Origin of the sequence: Halopseudomonas pertucinogena (genome assembly GCF_014646575.1) — a bacterium.
Taxonomy (GTDB): Bacteria; Pseudomonadota; Gammaproteobacteria; order Pseudomonadales; family Pseudomonadaceae; genus Halopseudomonas; species Halopseudomonas pertucinogena.
The window spans coordinates 249,199-268,132 of record NZ_BMNN01000001.1; the positions used below are offsets into that span (position 1 = coordinate 249,199).

Consider the following 18,934-nt stretch of genomic DNA (forward strand, 5'->3'; position numbering starts at 1 on the left):
GAGGACGCATGCGTCTGTGGCCCCATCATCCGGTGCATCTGATTTTCGGTCTGACAGTCTGGTCAGTATGGTTCGTGGTGCTCTATGGCGGGTTGTCCATCGGCTGCCAGCTGGCTCCGCCGCATCCGGATCAGGGACCGTGGAACTGGCTGAATCTGCTGCTGGGGCTTTCCACGCTGGTGATCGTCGGTGCGCTGACCTGGCTGGCCATTCAGCTCTGGCGTGCCGGTGGACAGCTGGAGGGGACCGGCCGTTACATCTGTCTGACCTCCGCCGGACTTTATGGCGTATCGGCGTTTTCCACCCTGGCGGTGGCTCTGCCGGTGCTCTTTTTGCCCCCCTGCATTTGACGGAACAGACCCATGGCGGAAAAGCTGACCAATCTGGAGCAACTTCTTGACCGTCTCGACGAAGCGAGGGAGGGGCAGGATTCGGTGTCCTTCGGGCGGCTGATGGAGACCATCGGCAAGCGCTCCTTCGGCCCGCTGTTGCTGCTGATCGGTGTCATTCTGGTGTCGCCGCTGAGCGGGATCCCCGGCATGCCTTCCACCATGGGCGTGGCGGTGTTTCTACTGTCCTGTCAGATGCTGCTGCGCCGCAGGCACATCTGGCTGCCGGGCTGGATACTGCGCCGCAGCATCAGCGAGCAGAAGCTGGCCAAGGTTACCGGTTTCATGCGCAAGCCGGCCCGGTTCATCGACAGACTGATCAATCAGCGTCTCAGCTTCATGGTGGACGGCCCGGCCGGCTGGCCACTGGCGCTGGTATGTCTGCTGCTGGCGGTGACCCTGCCGCTCCTGGAGCCGGTTCCCTTTGCCGCCAGCAGTGCCGGAGCCGCGCTGACCTGCATCGGACTGGCGATGATAGCCCACGACGGATTGCTGGCGACCATCGCCTACGTGCTGGTGCTCGGAATAGGCGGGGCAGTGGCGTACCACTTCCTCTGACAGCATGCGGGTTGAACTGTCTGCCTCGGCTGCTACCTAAAGCAGAGCGAGAGCGGTGCAGTTTTCTACCCGAACAATTCAGGAGCTGTTGGATGACATCATGGATCAAACCACTGGCCGGTGCTCTTGTGTGCCTGTTGCCGTGGTCAGCGCAGGCGGAGACCTTCAGTTTTCAGACAGTCATGGACAAGGCCGAGGAGCTGGCGTCGAGCAGCTGGCAGGCGCCCCCACAGGTGCCGAAATTTCTTCAGCAGCTGGGTTATCACGACTATCAGGGTATCCGCTTCAAGCCCGAACGCAGTCTGTGGGCCGACGACGACACGCCGTTCGGCGTGATGCTGCTGCCGCCGGGGCTGTTCTATCACCACGCGGTGGCACTGAACGTGGTTGAGGGCGATCAGACCGAGCCGCTGGTGTTCGACAAGACCCAGTTCAGCTACCCCAACAGCGAACTGGAGCGGCTGGTTCCCGCTGATCTGGGTTACGCCGGTTTCAAGCTGACCTTCCCCTTCTTCGAGCCGGAGGTAGCCAACCAGTTTCTGGTATTTGCCGGAGCCAGCTATTACCGGGCAGTGGGCCGGCACAACAACTTCGGCCTGTCGGGCAGGGGCATTGCGGTCAACACCGGCCTGCCCAGTGGCGAGGAGTTTCCGTCTTTCATCGAGTTCTGGCTGAAGAAACCCGAGCCGGGGGCGGAGACCATGACTTTCTATGGCCTGCTGGATGGCAGAAGCCTCACCGGAGCCTACGAGTTCCAGGTCACCCCCGGAGACGAGACGGTGATGCGGGTCCGCTCGGTGCTGTATCCGCGCAACGATATCGAGCTGATCGGCGTGGCCCCGCTGACCAGCATGTTCTATTACGGCGAGAACACCCTGCGCCCCTATGGCGAATGGCGGCCGGAGGTGCACGACTCTGATGGCCTGCTGGTCCACGATGGCAATAGCCAGGAGTGGCTGTGGCGACCGCTGAACAATCCCGCCGCACTGAGCATGGACTACTTCGCCACCGAGCAGGTGCGCGGCTTCGGCCTGCTCCAGCGCGATGGCGACTTTCGCAGTTACATGGACGCCGAGGCCGGTTATGGCACGCGGCCCAGCGCCTGGGTTGAGCCCGAGGGTGACTGGGGCAGGGGCCATGTGGTGCTGACCCAGCTGCCCACTCCGGATGAGACCAACGACAATATTGTTGCCTTCTGGACACCTGCCGAACCCCTGCCGGGCAAGCAGGCCCATGAGTTCAACTATCAGGTCCGCTTCGGCAAATCCGATCTGGCAGACAGTCCCATGGCGCAGGCTGTGGACAGTTTCGTCGGCGATGGCACGCGCATCGGTGGCGGAGACGCCGAAGGCGCAGTGCGGGTGATAGTGGACTTTGCCCGCGGGCCGCTCGCCGAGCGCAGCGCCGATGCCCCGGTCACAGCGCGGGTCACTGCGATGGAAGAGGGCGAGGTGCTGGAACACTTCGTCGAGTATGTGGCGGCCCTGGAGCGCTGGCGACTGTCCATCCTGGTACGCCCGGCAGCCAACCGACCGCTGTCGCTGCGCGCCTACCTCCACGAAGGAGAGGAGACGCTCAGCGAGACCTGGAGTTATCAGCTGCTACCCGGCAGCGACATCCTGCAGGTGATCAAATGAATGGAGAAAGTCATGCGTGCCACTCACTCTGAACAGGCGTTGCGCCGGGTGCTCGCCTGGCTGCGCTGGAGCGGTCACGAGCTGACGCCGCGGCTGGAGCAGGCAGCGCTGCAGGCGCTGTCCGACGCCGTCGCCGCCGAGGAGTCCGAGCTGGTTGAAGCGGCCCTGCGGCGTCTGCGCGACAATGCAATGCTGACCTCGGACCTGAGCAGCCGGTCGATGCTGATCAGCCCGCCGTATCCTCCCCTGCGGCGCAGCAGCATCGGTTACGGTAGGTACTGATGGATAGCACCGCTACCCGGGCCACCGGCGGGCGACAGGCTCGAACGAGCTGGCGCCTCGCCGCCATGCTGCGTCGCACCCTTCTGCTTCTGCTGGTGGCGGGGCAGACCGCCGCCGCCAGCTGGGTCATGCTGTCGGTATTGCCCTACCGCGGCGGCAACGGCCTGGAGATCGCCATGGTGGTGCTCTTCGCCATACTTTTTGCCTGGATCTCCTTCGGCTTCTGGATTGCCGTGGCCGGCTTCATTCTGCGCCGCCTGGGCGGTGATCGGCATTCGCTGCTGCGCCAGCAGAGTGAGACCGAGCTGGCGACGACCCCGCTGGCGCGCACGGCAATCGTCATGCCGATCTATCACGAGCCGATCGAGCGCAGCCTGGGCGGGCTGAGCGCGGTGTACCAGAGCTTGGAGCGTACCGGTCAGCTCGAGCACTTCGACTTCTACATCCTTTCCGACAGCCGCGATCCGGACATCTGGCTTCAGGAGCAGGCGGCCTGGGCGCAGCTGGTCGAGCGGCTGGGGGCGCAGGGTCGACTGTTCTACCGCCGGCGTCAGGTCAACCTCAACTACAAGAGCGGCAACGTAGCGGATTTCCTGCGCCGCTGGGGTGCGGACTACCGCTACATGGTGGTGCTGGATGCCGACAGCCTGATGGCCGGCACCACCCTGGTGCGCATGGTGCAGTTGATGGAGCGCCACCCCCGCGTCGGCATACTGCAGACCGGCCCGGGGCTGCTCAATGGCCGGTCGCTGTTTGCCCGGGTTCAGCAGTTCTGCAGCCAGCTGTACGGCCCGCTGTTTACAACCGGGCTCGCCTCGGTGCAGCTGGGGGAGGCTGCGTTCTGGGGGCACAATGCGATCCTGCGGACCGAGCCCTTCATGGCGCATTGCGGCCTGCGCAAGCTACCGGGCTGGGGCCTGTTCCGCGGTCCGATCATGAGCCATGACTTCGTCGAGGCCGCCTATCTGGGACGCGCCGGTCATGAAGTCTGGCTGGAGCCGGAGCTGGCAGACAGCTGGGAAGAGTCACCGCCTTCGCTGGTCGACGAACTCACCCGCGACCGGCGCTGGGTCAAGGGCAATATGCAGCATCTCTGGTTGCTGCTGTTCAGCCGCAAGCTGCGTCTGGCTCACCGCATGGCCCTGCTCAATGGCATCATGTCTTACCTTGCTTCACCGCTGTGGCTGGCGTTTCTGGTGCTCACCACCGTCGCCACCACCCAGCTGGTGCTGTGGCCGATCAACTACTTTCCCGACCCCCACCAGCTGTATCCGCTGTGGCCGCAGTGGCAGCCGATGCGTGCGGTGGCACTGGTCACACTGACCCTGTCATTGCTGTTCATACCCAAGTTTCTTGGCCTGGCTGATGCGGCGCTGACCGGGCGCCTGCAGGCCTTTGGCGGCACGCTGCGGCTGGTCGGCAGCGTGTTGCTGGAAATTCTGATTTCGGCGCTGCTGGCGCCGATCCGCATGCTGTCCCATTCCCGCTATGTCATCGAGGCGCTGCTCAATATCACCCTGCGCTGGGCAGGGCAGAACCGCACCAGCGAAACCGGCTGGATGCGCGCGATTCTGCATCACGCTCCGGGCTCCCTGCTCGGGCTCGGTTGGGCGGCCTTCGCCTTGTGGCTCAAGCCGATGTTCTTCTACTGGTCGCTGCCGGTGGCCATACCGTTGATCCTGGCGGCGCCGATTTCGGTGGTATTGAGCAGGGAGCAGCTCGGCCAGTGGCTGCGCCAGCGCGGTTGGCTGCTAACCGCCGAGGAACGGCGCGGCTCGCAGCTGCTCGAGGATCTGGCGAACAACCCGCTCGCAGGCAGTCATCAGCCGGACTTCTGCGACTCGGTTATCCATCCGGTACACAACGCGCTGCAGGTTGCCCTGGGCCGCGGTGGCCGGCAGGGGTTGCGCCGCCAGCGCCTGGAATTGCTGTGCCAGCGCTGCGTGAAGATGGGGCCGCAGAATCTGACACAGGCGGAGCTGAGCCTGCTTGCCCAGGATGCTGACTGCATGCGCTATCTGCACCGTCAGGCCTGGCGTGCCCGGCCGCGCTCGCCCTGGGGACGCCTGCTCGGCCAGCAGATTGTCCGTCGTTCGCCTCCGGCCCAGAGTCCGGCGGCAGCCTATCCGGCGGTCATGCGGGCACTGCCACCGTCCGCCAATTCCACATGGATCCAGAGCAATGGACGTTTGGCAGGTCATTCTCTATACACTGATCAGTGAGTTTTCCGACCTCACCGATGTCGAGCAGGCCACACGCGTTGCGCTGCGCCTGCTGGTAGCAGCCGTGCTGGGCGGGCTGCTCGGTTTCGAGCGTGAAAGTCATGGCAAGGCGGCGGGCATCCGCACCCATATTCTGGTGTGTACCGGTGCGGCGCTGTTTGTGATGGGCTCGGAACTGGTCGAGGGCGGCGATGACGCCATGAGCCGGGTGGTGCAGGGCATCGTTGCCGGCATCGGCTTCCTTGGTGCGGGCACCATCATCAAGGGCGAGCGGATGGATGACGTCAAGGGGCTGACCACCGCTGCGGGAGTGTGGATGACCGCTGCGGTGGGCGTCTGTGTCGGGCTCGGCCTGGAAGCCACTGCGGTGCTGGCGACCCTGGTCATGCTGTTCACGCTCAACGTGCTGCCTCACTTCATTGATCGGATGGACAAGAACGAGGACTAGCCGCCTTGGCCGACCCGGGCGGATTTACGGTACACTGCCGGCCCGTCCGTTCCGAGAAATTCCGATCGCCATGGCGCTTCAGTCCATCCCCTGCAAGATTCAGCTCAATCTCTCCGATACCGACCGTGGGGTCTATGAAGACCTGCGGCTGACCGTCGCCCGCCACCCTTCGGAAACCGGCCAGCGGCTGGCCGCCCGGGTACTGGCCTACGCCCTGTGGTATCACGAGCGGCTGGCCTTCGGCCGCGGCCTGTCCGATGTAGACGAGCCTGCTTTGTGGCAGAAGAGCCTGGACGGCCGCATCGAGCACTGGATCGACGTCGGTCAGCCGGATGCCGACCGTATGATCGCCGGTTCCCGCCGGGGCGAGCGTTGCTCTGTGCTGGTCTACGGTGGCAACCGGGTGTGGCCCGGCAAGGTGCTGCCGGCGGTGGAGCAGCAAGGCAATCTGAGTATTGCGGTCCTGCCACAGGAACCATTGGACGCGCTGGCCGGCGAGCTGGCGCGCAACTTCGACTGGAGCGTGATGATCAGCGATGGCGTGCTCTATGTCAGCGATGCCGACACGCAGCACGAGTTCGTTCTCGACTGGCTGCTGGGGGAGCGCTGAGCCGGCATGCGTATCGAGTCCCGCGTCCTGCCCGAGCAACTGCCCGATCTCGGTGACCTGCCGCCGCTGCTGACCCGCCTCTATGCTGCACGGGGCGTGCGTTCGGCAGCAGAACTGGACCGCAGCCTGAAGTCGTTGCTGCCGGTCTCGCTGTTCAAGGGTATGGATCAGGCAGTGAAGGTGCTGCGCGAGGCGCTGGAGCAGCGTCAGTCCATCCTGATTGTCGGCGACTTTGACTGCGACGGTGCCACCGCCAGCGCCGTGGCGGTGCTGGGGCTGCGGGCGATGGGCGCGGCCCGGGTCGACTATCTGGTGCCCAACCGCTTCGAATACGGCTACGGCCTCACGCCGGAAATTGTCGAGGTGGCGCTGGAGCGCGAGCCGCAGGTACTGGTCACCGTGGATAACGGCATCTCCAGTGTCGACGGCGTGGCGGCTGCGCGGGCAGCCGGCCTGAAGGTGGTGGTCACCGACCATCACCTGCCCGGTGAACGGCTCCCCGAGGCCGATGCCATCGTCAATCCGAGCCAGCCGGGCTGCGATTTTCCGAGCAAGTCGATCGCCGGGGTCGGCGTCATCTTCTATGTGCTCATGGCGCTTCGGGCCGAGCTGCGCGGCATGGGTTGGTTCACTGCCCGGCGCCCGGAACCCAATCTGGGCGAACTGCTGGATCTGGTGGCGCTGGGGACGGTGGCCGACGTGGTGCCGCTGGACGCCAACAACCGCATTCTCGTGCATCAGGGGCTGGCACGCATCCGCGCCGGGCGCTGCCGACCGGGCATCCGCGCGTTGCTGGAAGTGGCCCGCCGGCCAGCCGAGCGGCTGGCGTCCACGGATCTGGGTTTCATCATAGGGCCGCGGCTGAACGCCGCCGGTCGGCTGGACGACATGAGTCTGGGCATCGAGTGCCTGCTCACCGACGATGAGCAGCTGGCGCTGGACATGGCCCGGGAGCTGGACAGCCTAAACCGCGACCGCAAGAGCATCGAACAGGACATGCAGCAACAGGCGCTGACGATGCTGGACGAGACCGGATTCCAGGACAGCGATCTGCCTTTCGGGCTGTGTTTGTTTGATCCGCAGTGGCACCAGGGAGTGATTGGCATTCTCGCTTCACGCCTGAAGGAGCGCTATCACCGTCCGGTGATCGCCTTCGCCGATGCCGGCGACGGCCAGATCAAGGGCTCGGCACGCTCGGTGAGCGGTCTGCATATCCGCGATGCACTGGACAGCGTGGCAGCGGCCAATCCGGGGCTGATCAGCAAATTCGGCGGCCACGCCATGGCTGCGGGCCTGTCCATGCCGGCGGAACACTTCGAGGCCTTCCGCGAGGCGTTCGACCGGGAGGTGCGGCGCCAGCTCTGCGCGGAAGATCTGACCGGACGCCTGCTTTGCGACGGCGAGCTGACGCCCGAAGAATTCAACCTGCAGCTGGCCATGGCGCTGCGCGACGCCGGACCCTGGGGGCAGCACTTTCCCGAGCCCGGTTTCCATGGCCATTTCAACCTGATTCAGCAGCGGCTGGTCGGTGAGCGCCACCTGAAGATGGTGCTGCAACCGGACGGCGCGACCGAACTGCTGGATGCCATTGCCTTCAACATCGACCCGCAGATCTGGCCCGACCCGAGTATTCGCCAGGTGCGGCTGGTCTACAGTCTGGATGTGAACGAATACCGCGGCCGTCAGAGCCTGCAGCTGATGGTGAGACATCTGCAGGCGTGCTGATGCGGCCTGCACGGGCCGTGGGTTTTCCGCTACAATAGCCCCTTTTTCCTGACGGGATTTGTCACCATGGAAATCAATCCGATTCTGAACACCATCAAAGACCTGCGTGGCCGCTCCGAGACCATCAGGGGGTATCTTTGACTACGATCACAAACGTGATCGACTGACCGAGGTAGAGCGCGAGCTGGAAGACCCCAGCGTCTGGAACGAGCCCGAGCGGGCCCAGAATCTGGGCCGCGAGCGCGCATCCCTGGCGGACATCGTCGGTACGCTGGACGACCTGAGTACCGGCCTGGACGATGCCTCCGAACTGCTGGAGATGGCGGTCGAGGAGGATGACGAAGGCGCCGTCGCCGACGTGACCGCCGAGCTCGCGCAGCTGCAGAAGCGCCTCGAGGCCCTTGAGTTCCGCCGCATGTTCAGTGGCGAGATGGATGAGAACAATGCCTGCCTGGATATCCAGGCGGGGTCCGGCGGTACCGAAGCCCAGGACTGGGCCAACATGCTGTTGCGCATGTACCTGCGCTGGGCCGACCATAACGGCTTCGAAGCCACCATCATGGAACTGACCGCCGGTGAAGTGGCGGGCGTCAAGGGCGCCACCATCCACGTCAAGGGGCCCTATGCCTATGGCTGGCTGCGCACTGAGATCGGCGTGCACCGGCTGGTGCGCAAGAGCCCCTACGATTCCGGCAACCGTCGGCATACATCGTTCACCGCCGTGTTCGTGTCGCCCGAGATCGATGACAACATCGAGATCGAGATCAACCCCGCCGACCTGCGTGTGGACACATACCGCTCCTCCGGCGCCGGTGGTCAGCACGTCAACACCACCGACTCGGCGGTACGGATAACCCACATCCCGACCAACACCGTGGTCAGCTGTCAGAACGAACGTTCCCAGCACGCCAACCGCGATACCGCCATGAAGATGCTGCGGGCCAAGCTGTACGAGCTGGAAATGCAGAAGCGCACCGCCGCTTCCCAGGCCCAGGAGGACAGCAAGTCCGACATCGGCTGGGGCCACCAGATCCGCTCCTACGTCCTCGACCAGTCGCGGATCAAGGACCTGCGCACCGGCATCGAAGACAGCGACTGCGATGGTGTACTTGACGGCGACATCAACCACTTTCTGGAAGCCAGTCTGAAACAGGGCCTGTAACGGCCCTGTCAGCATCGACCCCCGCATTCCCCGTATTTTGAGTACCCAGGACACTGAAATGAGCGAACAACCGCTGAACGAGCATGCACTGCAAGAGGAAGAGAACCGGCTGATCGCCCTGCGCAAGGAGAAACTGGCCGCCGAGCGTGCGAAGGGGCAGGCGTTCCCGAATGATTTCCGCCGCGACAGCCTGGCCGGTGATCTGCAGAAACAGTATGCCGACAGCAGCAAGGAAGAGCTGGCCGAGGCCGGAATTGTGGTCAAGGTGGCGGGGCGCATCATGCTCAACCGGGGCGCCTTCATGGTGATTCAGGACATGAGCGGTCGGATTCAGGTCTACGTGGACCGCAAGGGCCTGCCGGAGGAAACTCTCGAAGCGATCAAGACCTGGGACCTGGGCGACATCATCGCCGCCGAAGGCACCCTGGCCCGCTCGGGTAAAGGCGATCTGTACGTGCACATGACCAGCGTGCGCCTGCTGACCAAGTCCCTGCGGCCGCTGCCGGACAAGCACCACGGCCTGACCGACACAGAACAGCGCTACCGCCAGCGCTATGTTGACCTGATCGTCAATGAGGAGGTGCGCGACACCTTCCGCGTCCGCTCCCAGGTGATCTCCCACATCCGCCGCTTCCTCAGCGAACGTGGCTTCCTCGAAGTGGAAACCCCGATGCTGCAGACCATCCCCGGCGGTGCGGCAGCCAAGCCCTTCGAAACCCACCACAACGCCCTGGACCTGCCGATGTACCTGCGCATCGCGCCGGAGCTGTATCTCAAGCGGCTGGTGGTGGGCGGCTTCGAGAAGGTGTTCGAGATCAACCGCAACTTCCGCAACGAAGGCGTCTCCACCCGGCACAACCCCGAGTTCACCATGCTCGAGTTCTACTGGGCCTATGCCGACTACGAAGACAACATGGACCTGACCGAGGAGCTGTTCCGCGAGCTGGCCCAGGCGGTACTTGGCACCACCGACGTACCCTACGGCGACAAGGTATTCCACTTCGGCGAGCCCTTTGCCCGGCTGTCGGTATTCGACTCCATCCTCCAGTACAACCCGGAGATCACCGCCGAAGACCTGCGCGACATCGACCGTGCCCGTGAGATCGCGAAGAAGGCCGGCGCCAAGGTGCTGGGTCACGAGGGGCTGGGCAAGCTGCAGGTGATGATCTTCGAGGAGCTGGTCGAGCACAAACTGGAACAGCCGACCTTCATCACCCAGTATCCCTTCGAGGTTTCCCCGCTGGCGCGCCGCAACGACCAGGACCCGAGCGTCACCGACCGCTTCGAGCTGTTCATCGGCGGCCGCGAGATCGCCAACGCCTACTCGGAGCTCAACGACGCCGAAGACCAGGCCGAGCGTTTCCATGCCCAGGTGGCGGAGAAGGACGCCGGTGACGACGAGGCCATGCACTTTGACGCCGACTTCGTTCGCGCACTCGAATACGGCATGCCGCCGACTGCCGGCGAAGGCATCGGGATTGATCGTCTGGTGATGCTCTTGACTGATTCGCCTTCGATTCGGGATGTGATTCTGTTTCCGCATATGCGGCCTGAGGTTTGACGCCGTAGTTTGTAGGCGTTGTCGTTCGTGCAGGGAAAGCGGATCAGGTTGGGTTGGTGGGTGGCGGGATTGGGGGCGGCCTCTGTGGGACACGCTGCGAGTACGTCCCTGTAAGCTCGCGGTTGCCATCCATGGCAACCGACGGTCCCACAGAGGCCGCCCCCAACCCCGCTTGCTCGGACGGTGGAGTGATCCGCTTTCCGGATGGTTCGGTGTGCAGCAGTATTCAAGGCGGTAGTGGCGCAGGCATCAGTATAACGGTGATGCTGATGCATATTGATATTTGAAGCCTATCGCCCGGGCCGCGGAGTATCCGGAAACATTGATCCACTCCAAAGCTCGAAAGCGGGTCAGGTACTGCCCATCCCGGACCGTCGGTTGCCAGGGACGGCAACCGCGAGCTACATGGATGTACTTGTGCGTGTCCGGGATGGGCAGTACCTGACCCGACCACCCACCGATGTGCCCGATCAATGTTTCCCTGCACAATCAAAAAACACCGAGCACCAAGGCAGCAAGAGAGGACGCAAGATGGCGGTAAAACAGAGCGAGCAGTATCAGCTGGTCATCCGCAGCCTGTCCGACCGCATCGTCGAGGCCCAGGCGCCCATCCGCGTGCTGGACGCGATCAAGTGGGACGATAGTATTCGCGATCAGTTCTTCAAGGATGGCTGCAGCAAACTGCCTGATATCGGTCCTGACTACTACAAGCGCCGCCCGCTGAACTTCGACCCTGCCGAACGCCTGCAGACCTTCCAGGACATCGAGCGGGATATCACCCGCCAGCTCGGCACCTTCAACCCGGTCGGCCAGATCATGCGTCGCATGTGCCGGGAATACCGCATGGTGCTGCGCATGATCGAAGGGCGGGGCACCGCCGAGTTCGGGCGTATCTCCCAGGAGCTGTATGGGTCTGCTTCCGATGCCTTCCATGCCGGGGACCCGACCATCACCGACCTGGGCATCATGCTCAGCGAGTCCCTGAGCAATATCGGCAATGATCTCGGCCATGAGCCCAAGACCATTGCCGCGCCCGAGGCGGTCGCGATTCTGCAGGGCGAGATGAACAAGGTCTTCCCGGACGATCAGGCGGTGCGGGTGTTCGAATCCGACGGTATCGTTGCGGACGCTGCCGCCGGCGCTGATTACATAAAGATCCGCAGCGACGCCATGTTCAACCAGCGGGATCTGAAGATTCTCGCCGTGCACGAAGGCTCGGTGCATGTGGCCACCAGTCTCAACGGTCAGCATCAGCCCATCTGCACCTTCCTTGCCAAGGGACCGCCGTCTTCCACCGTGACCCAGGAAGGCCTGGCGATCCTGATGGAGGTGGTCACCTTTGCCTCCTACCCATCGCGCCTGCGCAAATTGACCAATCGTACCCGGGCCATTCAGCTGGCGGAGTCCGGAGCGAATTTCCTCGACGTGTTCGGGTTCTACCGGGGCGAGGGCTACAGCGAGGAGGAAAGTTACAACAATGCCAGCCGGGTATTCCGTGGCTCCAGCAGCGATGGCTTGCCCTTCACCAAGGATCTGGCCTATCTGAAGGGCTTCATCCTGACCTACAACTATATTCAGCTGGCGGTGCGCCAGGGCAAGCTGCAGCAGATCCCGCTGCTGTTCTGCGGCAAGACTACCCTGGAGGACATGCGCACCCTGGGTCAGCTGGTGGAAGAGGGGCTGGTAGTGCCGCCGCGCTATCTGCCCGAGCCCTTTGCCGACCTCAACGCATTGAGCGCCTGGATGTGCTTTTCCGGGTTTCTTACCAACCTAAGCCTTGATCGCATCGAGGCGGATTATGCCAACATTCTCTGAGGAGTCCTGCTGTGAGTGAGAAACAGGAAGTCAACAAGCTGCCGTATATCCTGACCGCCCTGGGGACCCTGTTCCTGACCATGGGCCTGTTGCACTTCTACGGGTACCTGAACTTCGCCCGGGAAGAGGAAGGGTTGCTGGTTGCCGAGTTCAGTCTGGTGACCATCGGCTCCGCCGAAGAGGGCCAGCTCCAGGCGCGGGCGGCGGACCACGTGGCCGAATGCGTGGACGGGGTGATGATCCTGCACGACAGCCGTCACCAGGGGCTGTCCGGTCTGCTGGTCGACAGTCGCCAGCGGGTGGTGCGCTGCAACGCTCAATCCGTACCCGCTGTTCGCTGATGAGCGGGCGCGTGGTGCAATTGGCCGAGGACTGGAAGCAGGCGCTCGGCGACGAGTTCGATCAGCCCTACATGCAACAGCTGCGGGCGTTCCTGCTTGAGGAAAAGGCCGCCGGCAAGGTGATCTTCCCGCCCGGTCCGCTGATCTTCAATGCCCTGAACAGCACGCCGCTGAGCAAGGTGAAGGTGGTCATCATCGGCCAGGATCCCTACCACGGGCCAGGCCAGGCCCATGGGTTGTGCTTTTCGGTGCAGCCCGGAGTCCGCCCTCCGCCGTCGCTGCAGAACATCTACAAGGAGATCCACCGGGATCTCGGCTATCCGATTCCGAGCCACGGCTGCCTGCAGAGCTGGGCCGAGCAGGGTGTGCTGCTGCTGAACGCGGTGCTGACCGTGACCCAGGGCCAGGCCGGCGCCCACGCCAACCGGGGCTGGGAGCGCTTCACCTCGCGGATCATCGAAATTCTGAACAGTGAATGCGAGCATCTGGTGTTCATGCTCTGGGGCAGCTATGCGCAGAAGAAGGGGCAGCACATCGATACGTCCCGCCATTGTGTACTCAAGAGCGTGCATCCCTCACCGCTCTCGGCGCACCGTGGTTTCATCGGTTGCGGGCATTTTTCCGCAGCCAATGCCTATCTGATGGAAAACGGTCGCGAGCCGATCAACTGGCAGCTGTCCTGAGCTGCCGGCTGTCACCGATTCAGCCCGCGCTGCCCGTCCCCAGCTCCCTAATCAGTTCGGCGATCAGCTCGGCTGCCGGCAGCTCTCGGGCAAGCGGCGCACCCATGCCCGCCCAGTGTGCTGCAAACTCATGGTTGCCTTGGGCGCTGGCCGCTGCATTCAGCTGCTTGGCGGCGTCGTAGGTCGCCGGGTAGCCGGCATGCAGCGGCGCGCCGGCCGCCTCCACGTGGCTGATCAAGCGGTTGACCATGCCCCGTGCCGGTCGGCCTGAGATGCCAGCCGTCAGTCGCGTCTGTGCGGCCCGCTCGCTCTTCAGCGTCTGACGATAGCCGGCATTGGCTGAAGCCTCCGGGCAGAGAATGAAGGCCGTGCCCAGCTGAGCAGCGGCCGCGCCCAGATCCAGCATGGCGCGAATACCCTGCCCATCCATGATGCCGCCGGCGGCGATCACCGGCAGGCTGCCGTGCTTCACCAGATGGCGTACCAGCACCGCAGTGCTCCACTGCTCATCCTCGTCGTCGGGATCGAACATGCCCCGATGGCCGCCTGCTTCGATGCCCTGGGCGACTATCCCGTCGAGTCCGGCCTGTTCGATCTGCTGGGCCTCCCGGGGGCTGGTGGCTGTAGCCAGCAGGCAGATGCCGGCCTGTTGCAGCGCTGCGATCCATTCCTGCCGGGGCAGGCCGAAATGGAAGCTGACCACCTCCGGGCGCAGTTCCAGCAGCATCTGCAGCATCGCCTCGTTCTCGACAAAGCTCGGATAGCCGACCTTCAGCGCGCCGGGCACGGCTGCGCCGAGTTCATCGAACAGTGGACGCAGATGGCTCAACCAGGCCGCTTCCCGGGCAGGCTCCGGTGTGGCCGGCGCATGGCAGAACAGATTGACGTTGATGGGGCCGGTGGTCAGCGCACGGGTCTGCTCGATCATGCTGCGGGCCTGCTCCGTACTGCTGGGTCCCACGCCGAGGGAGCCGAGGCCGCCGGCGTTGGACACCGCGGCAGCCAGCTCCGGCGTGGCTACGCCCGCCATCGGTGCCTGAATGATCGGCAGGGTTACGCCAAGACGTTCGAGCAGGTCGGTGACCATGGGGCCTCCTAGTTCAGTAACTGCATGGCCGCTTCCATCTCGGCGGACAGATCCTCTTCCTCTTCATCGCTGGCGGGGTTGAGACCCAGCCGGGCGAAGGAGGAGATCTGCGTCCAGTCGAGCATGGCGTGGGGGTGTTCGGTACCGGCCACGCTCTGGAGCATGGCCACCTGGACAATGTCGGCATAGTCGACGCGGTCGGGGTTGCGGTTGAAGTCGATGTGCTGACTGGGTACGTGGCGCAGGGGCTGCGGAAAGTCCCAGGCCTCGAGAATCCGGTCGCCGATCACCGGATGAATCCGCTCGATGATGAGGTCCAGGGCGGTGGCGTCTTCCAGCAGCTGGCTGTTTTCCTCAGCGTAGCTGAGGATCGGCAACACGCCGATGAGGTGCACCAGGCCGGCAAGCATGGCCTGGTCGGACTTCAGATCGGTGTAATGACGGCACAGCACATGGCTGATACCGGCCACTTCGGTGCTGCGTGCCCAGACCTCGCGCATGCGTCGGTCAATGATATCGGTGGTGGCCTGGAACAGCTGGGCCATGGCCAGACCGGTAGCCAGGTTGGCGGTATAGACCACCCCGAGGCGGTTCACTGCCATGTTCAGATCGGTGATTTCCTGACGGGAGCGCAGCAGCGGGCTGTTGACCACCTTGATCAGCCTTGCGCTCAGCGCGGTGTCATTACTGATCTCCCGCGCCAGTTCGTTGATGCCGATATCGGGATTCTCGGCGGCCTCCCGGATGCGCAGAGCCACCTCGGGCAGGGTCGGCAGGATCAGCTGGTCGCGCTCGAGCGCCTGTATCAATTCATCCTGGATACGCTGGGCCAGATCTGTCATGTGATGCTTCCTTGATCAATTTTCGGCGGCCTGGGCAGCCATTAGCGAGTCGTAGGGCAGGGTGGCGAGTTGCAATGATGTCTCGTTGGCATCGCTGATGCCCAGTGTCGGCAATTCTGCCGCGTCAGTCTGCAGTACCGCAAGCAGTTCCATGCCCTCGTCGGCGCGGGCGGCGATGACTACCTCGCCCACCGCCTGGTTGCGGATGCGGTCGATGATGACCGTGCCGGGGGCGGGCAGCTGCTGCCCGTCCCCCAGCAGACGAAACATGCGTCGCTTGAGTTTACCCAGATACTGCATGCGCGCGACGATTTCCTGGCCGGTGTAACACCCCTTGCTGAAGCTGACGGCCCCCAGATGCTGAAGATTGAGCATCTGCGGGATGAAGCTCTCGCGGGTGGGGCCCTGTACCTGGCCGATACCAAGCCGGATCAGCTGCAGGCGCCAGGCGCTGGCCGCCACAGGCGCGACGTGCTCGGCCAGACGGCTGACGGCATCGCCTGCCAGCCCGGCCGGCAGCCAGAGTTCGCAGGTCTGCTCGGCCACGGGGAGGATGATGGCGCCGACGCTTTCAGCGACGTCCAGCGCGTCGGTACTGTCGCCCCACAGTGCCAGGCGCGTCCATTGCGCGGAGACATCCGCAAGGGTGACCTTGAAGAAGGCGGCATATTTGGCCAGATCCTGTTGCTGGGCCTCCATCACCTCGTGGTGGATGGCCAGCAGGTACTCCTCCTCGCTGCGCTTGTACAGCCGGAAACTGGACTGCATCCGGCCCTTGGGGTTGCAGCGGGCGCCGAGAGTGCTGCCGCCGGCCGCCAGGGTGGCGACATCACAGCTGAGCTGACCCTGCAGAAAACGGGTCGCGTCGGTTCCGGTAACGGACAGGATGCCCTCGTCCTCGATGATGGCCAAGGCAGTGGCGGGCAGCGGACCGGTCGACTCTGGGGGAAACAGGGCAGAAAGATCGTTTGATGCTTGAATGGTCACTGACAGCTCCGGGAAAGGGGTTGAACAGATTCGATGGCTACATGATAGGGGGGCGACTGCCGCTTGTCAGTGCCGGGATGCCTGGCGAAGGGTTATACTAGCGGCAATCATCAATCTTTTATGGAGACGGCGAATGTCGGCAGAAGTGGACAGGAAGCGGTTGTACTGGCATAGCCGCAGGGGCATGCTCGAACTGGACGTATTGCTGGTGCCCTTCCTTGAAGAAGCCTATCCATCGCTGGATGAAGAAGACAAGGCGCGTTACCGTCGCCTGCTGGAATGTGAAGATCAGGATATGTTCGGCTGGTTCATGCAGCGCGGCGAGCCGGAGGACCCGGATCTGCGGCGCATAGTGAGGATGATTCTGGACCGTGTACAACCCAACTGACACCCTGCTGCTGCAGCGCCAGCCGTCCCGCTGGCTGGGCGCACTGGTGATCCTGACAACGGTGCTCGGCTGCGCGGCGCTGATCCACAGTGCGCTGTCGGCCTGGCCGACGCTGCTGTGCATGCTGCTGCTGGCCATGCACTGCCTGTGGATCTGGCCGCGTCAGGTCAGCCTGCGTCACGCCGATTCGGTCACCGGGCTGCGTTTCGACAGCGAAGGCTGGCATGTGCTTCGCCGAGATGGTTCGGAGAAGGGTGCCAGTCTGCTGGGCGACACCTATGTCAGCGCATTGCTCACTGTCGTACGGCTGCGCCAGCCGGGGCGCTGGCTGCCGGTGTCGGTGATCCTGCCGGCGGACGCGGCCACCGAGGACTCCCTGCGCCGGTTGCGTCTGCGGCTGCGCTTCAGTCGCCAGCGCTGGGCGGCTGCAGAATAGTATCCCGCGCCTCTTCGAGCAGGTGTGGATAGTCCAGCGTGTAGTGCAGTCCCCGGCTTTCCTTCCGCAGCATCGCCGAGCGGATGATCAGGTCCGCCACCAGCGCCAGGTTGCGCAGCTCAAGAAGGTCCCGCGACACCCGGTAGTTGCTGTAGAACTCGTGAATCTCTGCACGGAGCATGTCGACGCGGTGCTTGGCCCGTTGCAGTCGCTTGGTGGTCCGCACTATTCCTACGTAGTCCCACATGAAGCGTCGCAGCTCTTCCCAGTTGTGGGAGATGATCACATCCTCGTCGGAATCGGTGACCTGGCTTTCATCCCAGTGCGGGAGTTCGACCGGCAGGTCGCTGTCGGCCAGTCGTGCGAGGATGTCCCGGCTGGCCGCGCGGCCGTAGACGATGCATTCCAGCAGCGAGTTGCTGGCCATCCGGTTGGCGCCGTGCAGTCCGGTGAAACTGGTCTCGCCGATCGCATAGAGGTGATCGACATCCGTCAGTCCGTTGCTGTCCACCATCACCCCACCGCAGGTGTAATGGGCGGCCGGTACCACGGGGATGGGTTCACGGGTGATATCGATACCAAAGCTCAGGCAGCGTTCATGCACCGTGGGAAAGTGCTCACGGATGAAGGACGCCGGTTTATGGCTGATATCCAGGTAGACACAGTCCAGACCAAGCCGCTTCATCTCGTGGTCGATGGCTCGGGCCACGATATCCCGCGGCGCCAGCTCGGCCCGCTCGTCGAACCGGGGCATGAAGCGGCTGCCATCGGGCAGCCGCAGCAAGGCGCCTTCGCCCCGCAGCGCCTCGGTGACAAGGAAACTCTTGGCCTTGGGGTGATACAGACAGGTGGGGTGAAACTGGTTGAACTCCATGTTGGCCACCCGGCAGCCCGCGCGCCAGGCCATGGCGATGCCATCACCGGAGGCGCCGTCCGGGTTGCTGGTATACAGGTACACCTTGCTCACACCGCCGGTGGCGAGCACCGTGAACCGGGCGCTGTGGGTTTCCACATGGCCGCTGTTGCGGTCGAGAATGTACGCGCCCAGGCAGCGGTTGCCGGGCAGGCCCAGCTTGGCCGTGGTGATCAGATCAACCGCCACGCGGTCCTCCAGCAGGGTGATATTGGGGTGGCCGTGGGCGCGCTTCAGCAGCGTATTGAATATGGCGGCGCCGGTGGCATCGGCTGCATGGATGATACGGCGGTGGCTGTGCCCACCCTCACGGGTGAGATGAAAGCCGTCGGTCTCGTTGCCGTCTTCCCCGCGTTCGCGGGTGAAGGGGACCCCCTGATCGACCAGCCAGTTGATCGCAGCGCGGCTGTCGCCGACAATCTGCCGAACGGCGTCCTCGTGACAGAGCCCGGCACCGGCAATCAGGGTATCCTCTACATGGGCATCCACCGTGTCGCTGTCATCCAGCACCGCGGCCACGCCGCCCTGGGCCCAGAAGGTCGAGCCTTCCGACAGCTTTCCCTTGCTGAGCACCATCACCCGCAGATGGTCGGCAAGATGGAGGGCGAGGGTCAGGCCGGCTGCGCCGCTGCCGATTACCAGTACGTCATGTTTCTGTTGTCCGGCCATTGGATACTCTTCGGGGTGGTCCTGGGCGTGCTTGCAGGCCTTAGTATATAGAAGCACGGTAGGTCACAGTAGCATTGCCGCGCTCGGGATTGCGATACGGCAGATTGCTGAATATCATCGGATTTCACCTGTTGCGGAACTTTTAGCGCGCTACAGCCTCTTAGAGCAGAACCTGAGTG

General features: G+C 63.7%; 19 protein-coding genes. 15 read left to right on the plus strand and 4 right to left on the minus strand.

Annotated features, from left to right (window positions below):
• Positions 1-8: 8 nt before the first annotated feature.
• The 13 genes from IEW63_RS01235 (at position 9) to ung (ending at position 13,433) form a co-directional block, all read left to right on the plus strand.
• Positions 9-350 carry a hypothetical protein gene (locus IEW63_RS01235; protein WP_188634779.1) on the plus strand — a complete coding sequence of 114 codons (342 nt, stop codon included), beginning with the start codon at positions 9-11 and terminating at the stop codon, positions 348-350.
• Between the two features lie 12 nt (positions 351-362).
• Positions 363-947: an exopolysaccharide biosynthesis protein gene (locus tag IEW63_RS01240; protein ID WP_188634780.1), complete on the plus strand. Its 585-nt coding sequence runs from the start codon at positions 363-365 to the stop codon at positions 945-947.
• Between the two features lie 92 nt (positions 948-1,039).
• Positions 1,040-2,584, plus strand: a complete 1,545-nt coding sequence (locus IEW63_RS01245) for a glucan biosynthesis protein G (protein WP_188634781.1) — start codon at positions 1,040-1,042, stop codon at positions 2,582-2,584.
• A gap of 12 nt (positions 2,585-2,596) precedes the next feature.
• Entirely contained in the window at positions 2,597-2,866 is a 270-nt protein-coding gene (locus tag IEW63_RS01250; RefSeq protein ID WP_188634782.1) for a hypothetical protein, read from the plus strand.
• Positions 2,866-5,088, plus strand: a complete 2,223-nt coding sequence (gene mdoH / locus IEW63_RS01255; protein ID WP_188634783.1) for a glucans biosynthesis glucosyltransferase MdoH — start codon at positions 2,866-2,868, stop codon at positions 5,086-5,088. Before IEW63_RS01250 ends, mdoH begins: the two co-directional genes overlap by 1 nt.
• Complete coding sequence (locus IEW63_RS01260) at positions 5,048-5,536, plus strand: MgtC/SapB family protein (protein ID WP_188634784.1); 489 nt, start codon at positions 5,048-5,050, stop codon at positions 5,534-5,536. The genes mdoH and IEW63_RS01260 overlap by 41 nt, the downstream gene beginning before the upstream one ends.
• A gap of 70 nt (positions 5,537-5,606) precedes the next feature.
• Positions 5,607-6,146: a YaeQ family protein gene (locus IEW63_RS01265; RefSeq protein WP_188634785.1), complete on the plus strand. Its 540-nt coding sequence runs from the start codon at positions 5,607-5,609 to the stop codon at positions 6,144-6,146.
• Between the two features lie 6 nt (positions 6,147-6,152).
• Positions 6,153-7,871 (plus strand): single-stranded-DNA-specific exonuclease RecJ, encoded by a 1,719-nt coding sequence (gene recJ / locus IEW63_RS01270; RefSeq protein ID WP_188634786.1) that lies wholly within the window; start codon positions 6,153-6,155, stop codon positions 7,869-7,871.
• 66 nt (positions 7,872-7,937) lie between these two features.
• Positions 7,938-9,033 (plus strand): peptide chain release factor 2 gene (gene prfB, locus IEW63_RS01275; RefSeq protein ID WP_188634787.1). Its coding sequence is split into 2 segments (ribosomal slippage): positions 7,938-8,009 and positions 8,011-9,033, totalling 1,095 coding nucleotides; the frame shifts between segments, so codons are not numbered across the junction.
• A gap of 58 nt (positions 9,034-9,091) precedes the next feature.
• Positions 9,092-10,594 carry a lysine--tRNA ligase gene (gene lysS, locus IEW63_RS01280; protein WP_188634788.1) on the plus strand — a complete coding sequence of 501 codons (1,503 nt, stop codon included), beginning with the start codon at positions 9,092-9,094 and terminating at the stop codon, positions 10,592-10,594.
• Between the two features lie 531 nt (positions 10,595-11,125).
• Positions 11,126-12,409: a flavohemoglobin expression-modulating QEGLA motif protein gene (locus tag IEW63_RS01285; RefSeq protein WP_188634789.1), complete on the plus strand. Its 1,284-nt coding sequence runs from the start codon at positions 11,126-11,128 to the stop codon at positions 12,407-12,409.
• Between the two features lie 11 nt (positions 12,410-12,420).
• Entirely contained in the window at positions 12,421-12,750 is a 330-nt protein-coding gene (locus tag IEW63_RS01290) for a PA3694 family proteiin (RefSeq protein WP_188634790.1), read from the plus strand.
• Between the two features lie 11 nt (positions 12,751-12,761).
• Positions 12,762-13,433, plus strand: a complete 672-nt coding sequence (gene ung, locus IEW63_RS01295) for a uracil-DNA glycosylase (RefSeq protein ID WP_229710262.1) — start codon at positions 12,762-12,764, stop codon at positions 13,431-13,433.
• A 19-nt stretch (positions 13,434-13,452) separates the two neighbouring features.
• Here the strand turns inward: ung and IEW63_RS01300 are convergent, their stop codons facing one another.
• The 3 genes from IEW63_RS01300 to ygfZ are packed head-to-tail and all read right to left on the minus strand — an operon-like array spanning position 13,453 to position 16,289.
• Entirely contained in the window at positions 13,453-14,520 is a 1,068-nt protein-coding gene (locus IEW63_RS01300) for an NAD(P)H-dependent flavin oxidoreductase (RefSeq protein WP_188634792.1), read from the minus strand.
• Positions 14,521-14,528: 8 nt separating this feature from the next.
• The gene (locus IEW63_RS01305; protein WP_188634793.1) at positions 14,529-15,362 is read right to left on the minus strand and encodes an HDOD domain-containing protein; all 834 of its coding nucleotides are present in this window, start codon (positions 15,360-15,362) and stop codon (positions 14,529-14,531) included.
• Between the two features lie 15 nt (positions 15,363-15,377).
• A complete protein-coding gene (gene ygfZ, locus IEW63_RS01310; RefSeq protein WP_188635522.1) occupies positions 15,378-16,289 on the minus strand; it encodes a CAF17-like 4Fe-4S cluster assembly/insertion protein YgfZ in 912 nt (303 codons plus the stop codon).
• 193 nt (positions 16,290-16,482) lie between these two features.
• On the opposite strand from ygfZ, the gene IEW63_RS01315 reads away from it, so the two are divergent.
• Positions 16,483-16,737 (plus strand): FAD assembly factor SdhE, encoded by a 255-nt coding sequence (locus tag IEW63_RS01315; RefSeq protein ID WP_188634794.1) that lies wholly within the window; start codon positions 16,483-16,485, stop codon positions 16,735-16,737.
• Entirely contained in the window at positions 16,721-17,173 is a 453-nt protein-coding gene (locus tag IEW63_RS01320) for a hypothetical protein (protein WP_188634795.1), read from the plus strand. Before IEW63_RS01315 ends, IEW63_RS01320 begins: the two co-directional genes overlap by 17 nt.
• Here IEW63_RS01320 and nadB read toward each other — a convergent pair.
• Positions 17,142-18,755, minus strand: coding sequence for an L-aspartate oxidase (nadB, locus tag IEW63_RS01325; protein WP_188634796.1), 1,614 nt, complete (start codon positions 18,753-18,755; stop codon positions 17,142-17,144). The two genes, IEW63_RS01320 and nadB, sit on opposite strands and share 32 nt — an antisense overlap.
• Positions 18,756-18,934: the final 179 nt, after the last annotated feature.

What these genes read in the sequence shown, in the direction of transcription:
- IEW63_RS01235 (WP_188634779.1), top strand. Translation starts at nt 9, where the DNA reads ATGCGTCTGTGGCCCCATCATCCGGTGCATCTGATTTTCGGTCTGACA.
- IEW63_RS01240 (WP_188634780.1), top strand. Translation starts at nt 363, where the DNA reads ATGGCGGAAAAGCTGACCAATCTGGAGCAACTTCTTGACCGTCTCGAC.
- IEW63_RS01245 (WP_188634781.1), top strand. Translation starts at nt 1,040, where the DNA reads ATGACATCATGGATCAAACCACTGGCCGGTGCTCTTGTGTGCCTGTTG.
- IEW63_RS01250 (WP_188634782.1), top strand. Translation starts at nt 2,597, where the DNA reads ATGCGTGCCACTCACTCTGAACAGGCGTTGCGCCGGGTGCTCGCCTGG.
- mdoH (WP_188634783.1), top strand. Translation starts at nt 2,866, where the DNA reads ATGGATAGCACCGCTACCCGGGCCACCGGCGGGCGACAGGCTCGAACG.
- IEW63_RS01260 (WP_188634784.1), top strand. Translation starts at nt 5,048, where the DNA reads ATGGACGTTTGGCAGGTCATTCTCTATACACTGATCAGTGAGTTTTCC.
- IEW63_RS01265 (WP_188634785.1), top strand. Translation starts at nt 5,607, where the DNA reads ATGGCGCTTCAGTCCATCCCCTGCAAGATTCAGCTCAATCTCTCCGAT.
- recJ (WP_188634786.1), top strand. Translation starts at nt 6,153, where the DNA reads ATGCGTATCGAGTCCCGCGTCCTGCCCGAGCAACTGCCCGATCTCGGT.
- lysS (WP_188634788.1), top strand. Translation starts at nt 9,092, where the DNA reads ATGAGCGAACAACCGCTGAACGAGCATGCACTGCAAGAGGAAGAGAAC.
- IEW63_RS01285 (WP_188634789.1), top strand. Translation starts at nt 11,126, where the DNA reads ATGGCGGTAAAACAGAGCGAGCAGTATCAGCTGGTCATCCGCAGCCTG.
- IEW63_RS01300 (WP_188634792.1), bottom strand. Translation starts at nt 14,520, where the DNA reads ATGGTCACCGACCTGCTCGAACGTCTTGGCGTAACCCTGCCGATCATT.
- IEW63_RS01305 (WP_188634793.1), bottom strand. Translation starts at nt 15,362, where the DNA reads ATGACAGATCTGGCCCAGCGTATCCAGGATGAATTGATACAGGCGCTC.
- IEW63_RS01315 (WP_188634794.1), top strand. Translation starts at nt 16,483, where the DNA reads ATGTCGGCAGAAGTGGACAGGAAGCGGTTGTACTGGCATAGCCGCAGG.
- nadB (WP_188634796.1), bottom strand. Translation starts at nt 18,755, where the DNA reads ATGGCCGGACAACAGAAACATGACGTACTGGTAATCGGCAGCGGCGCA.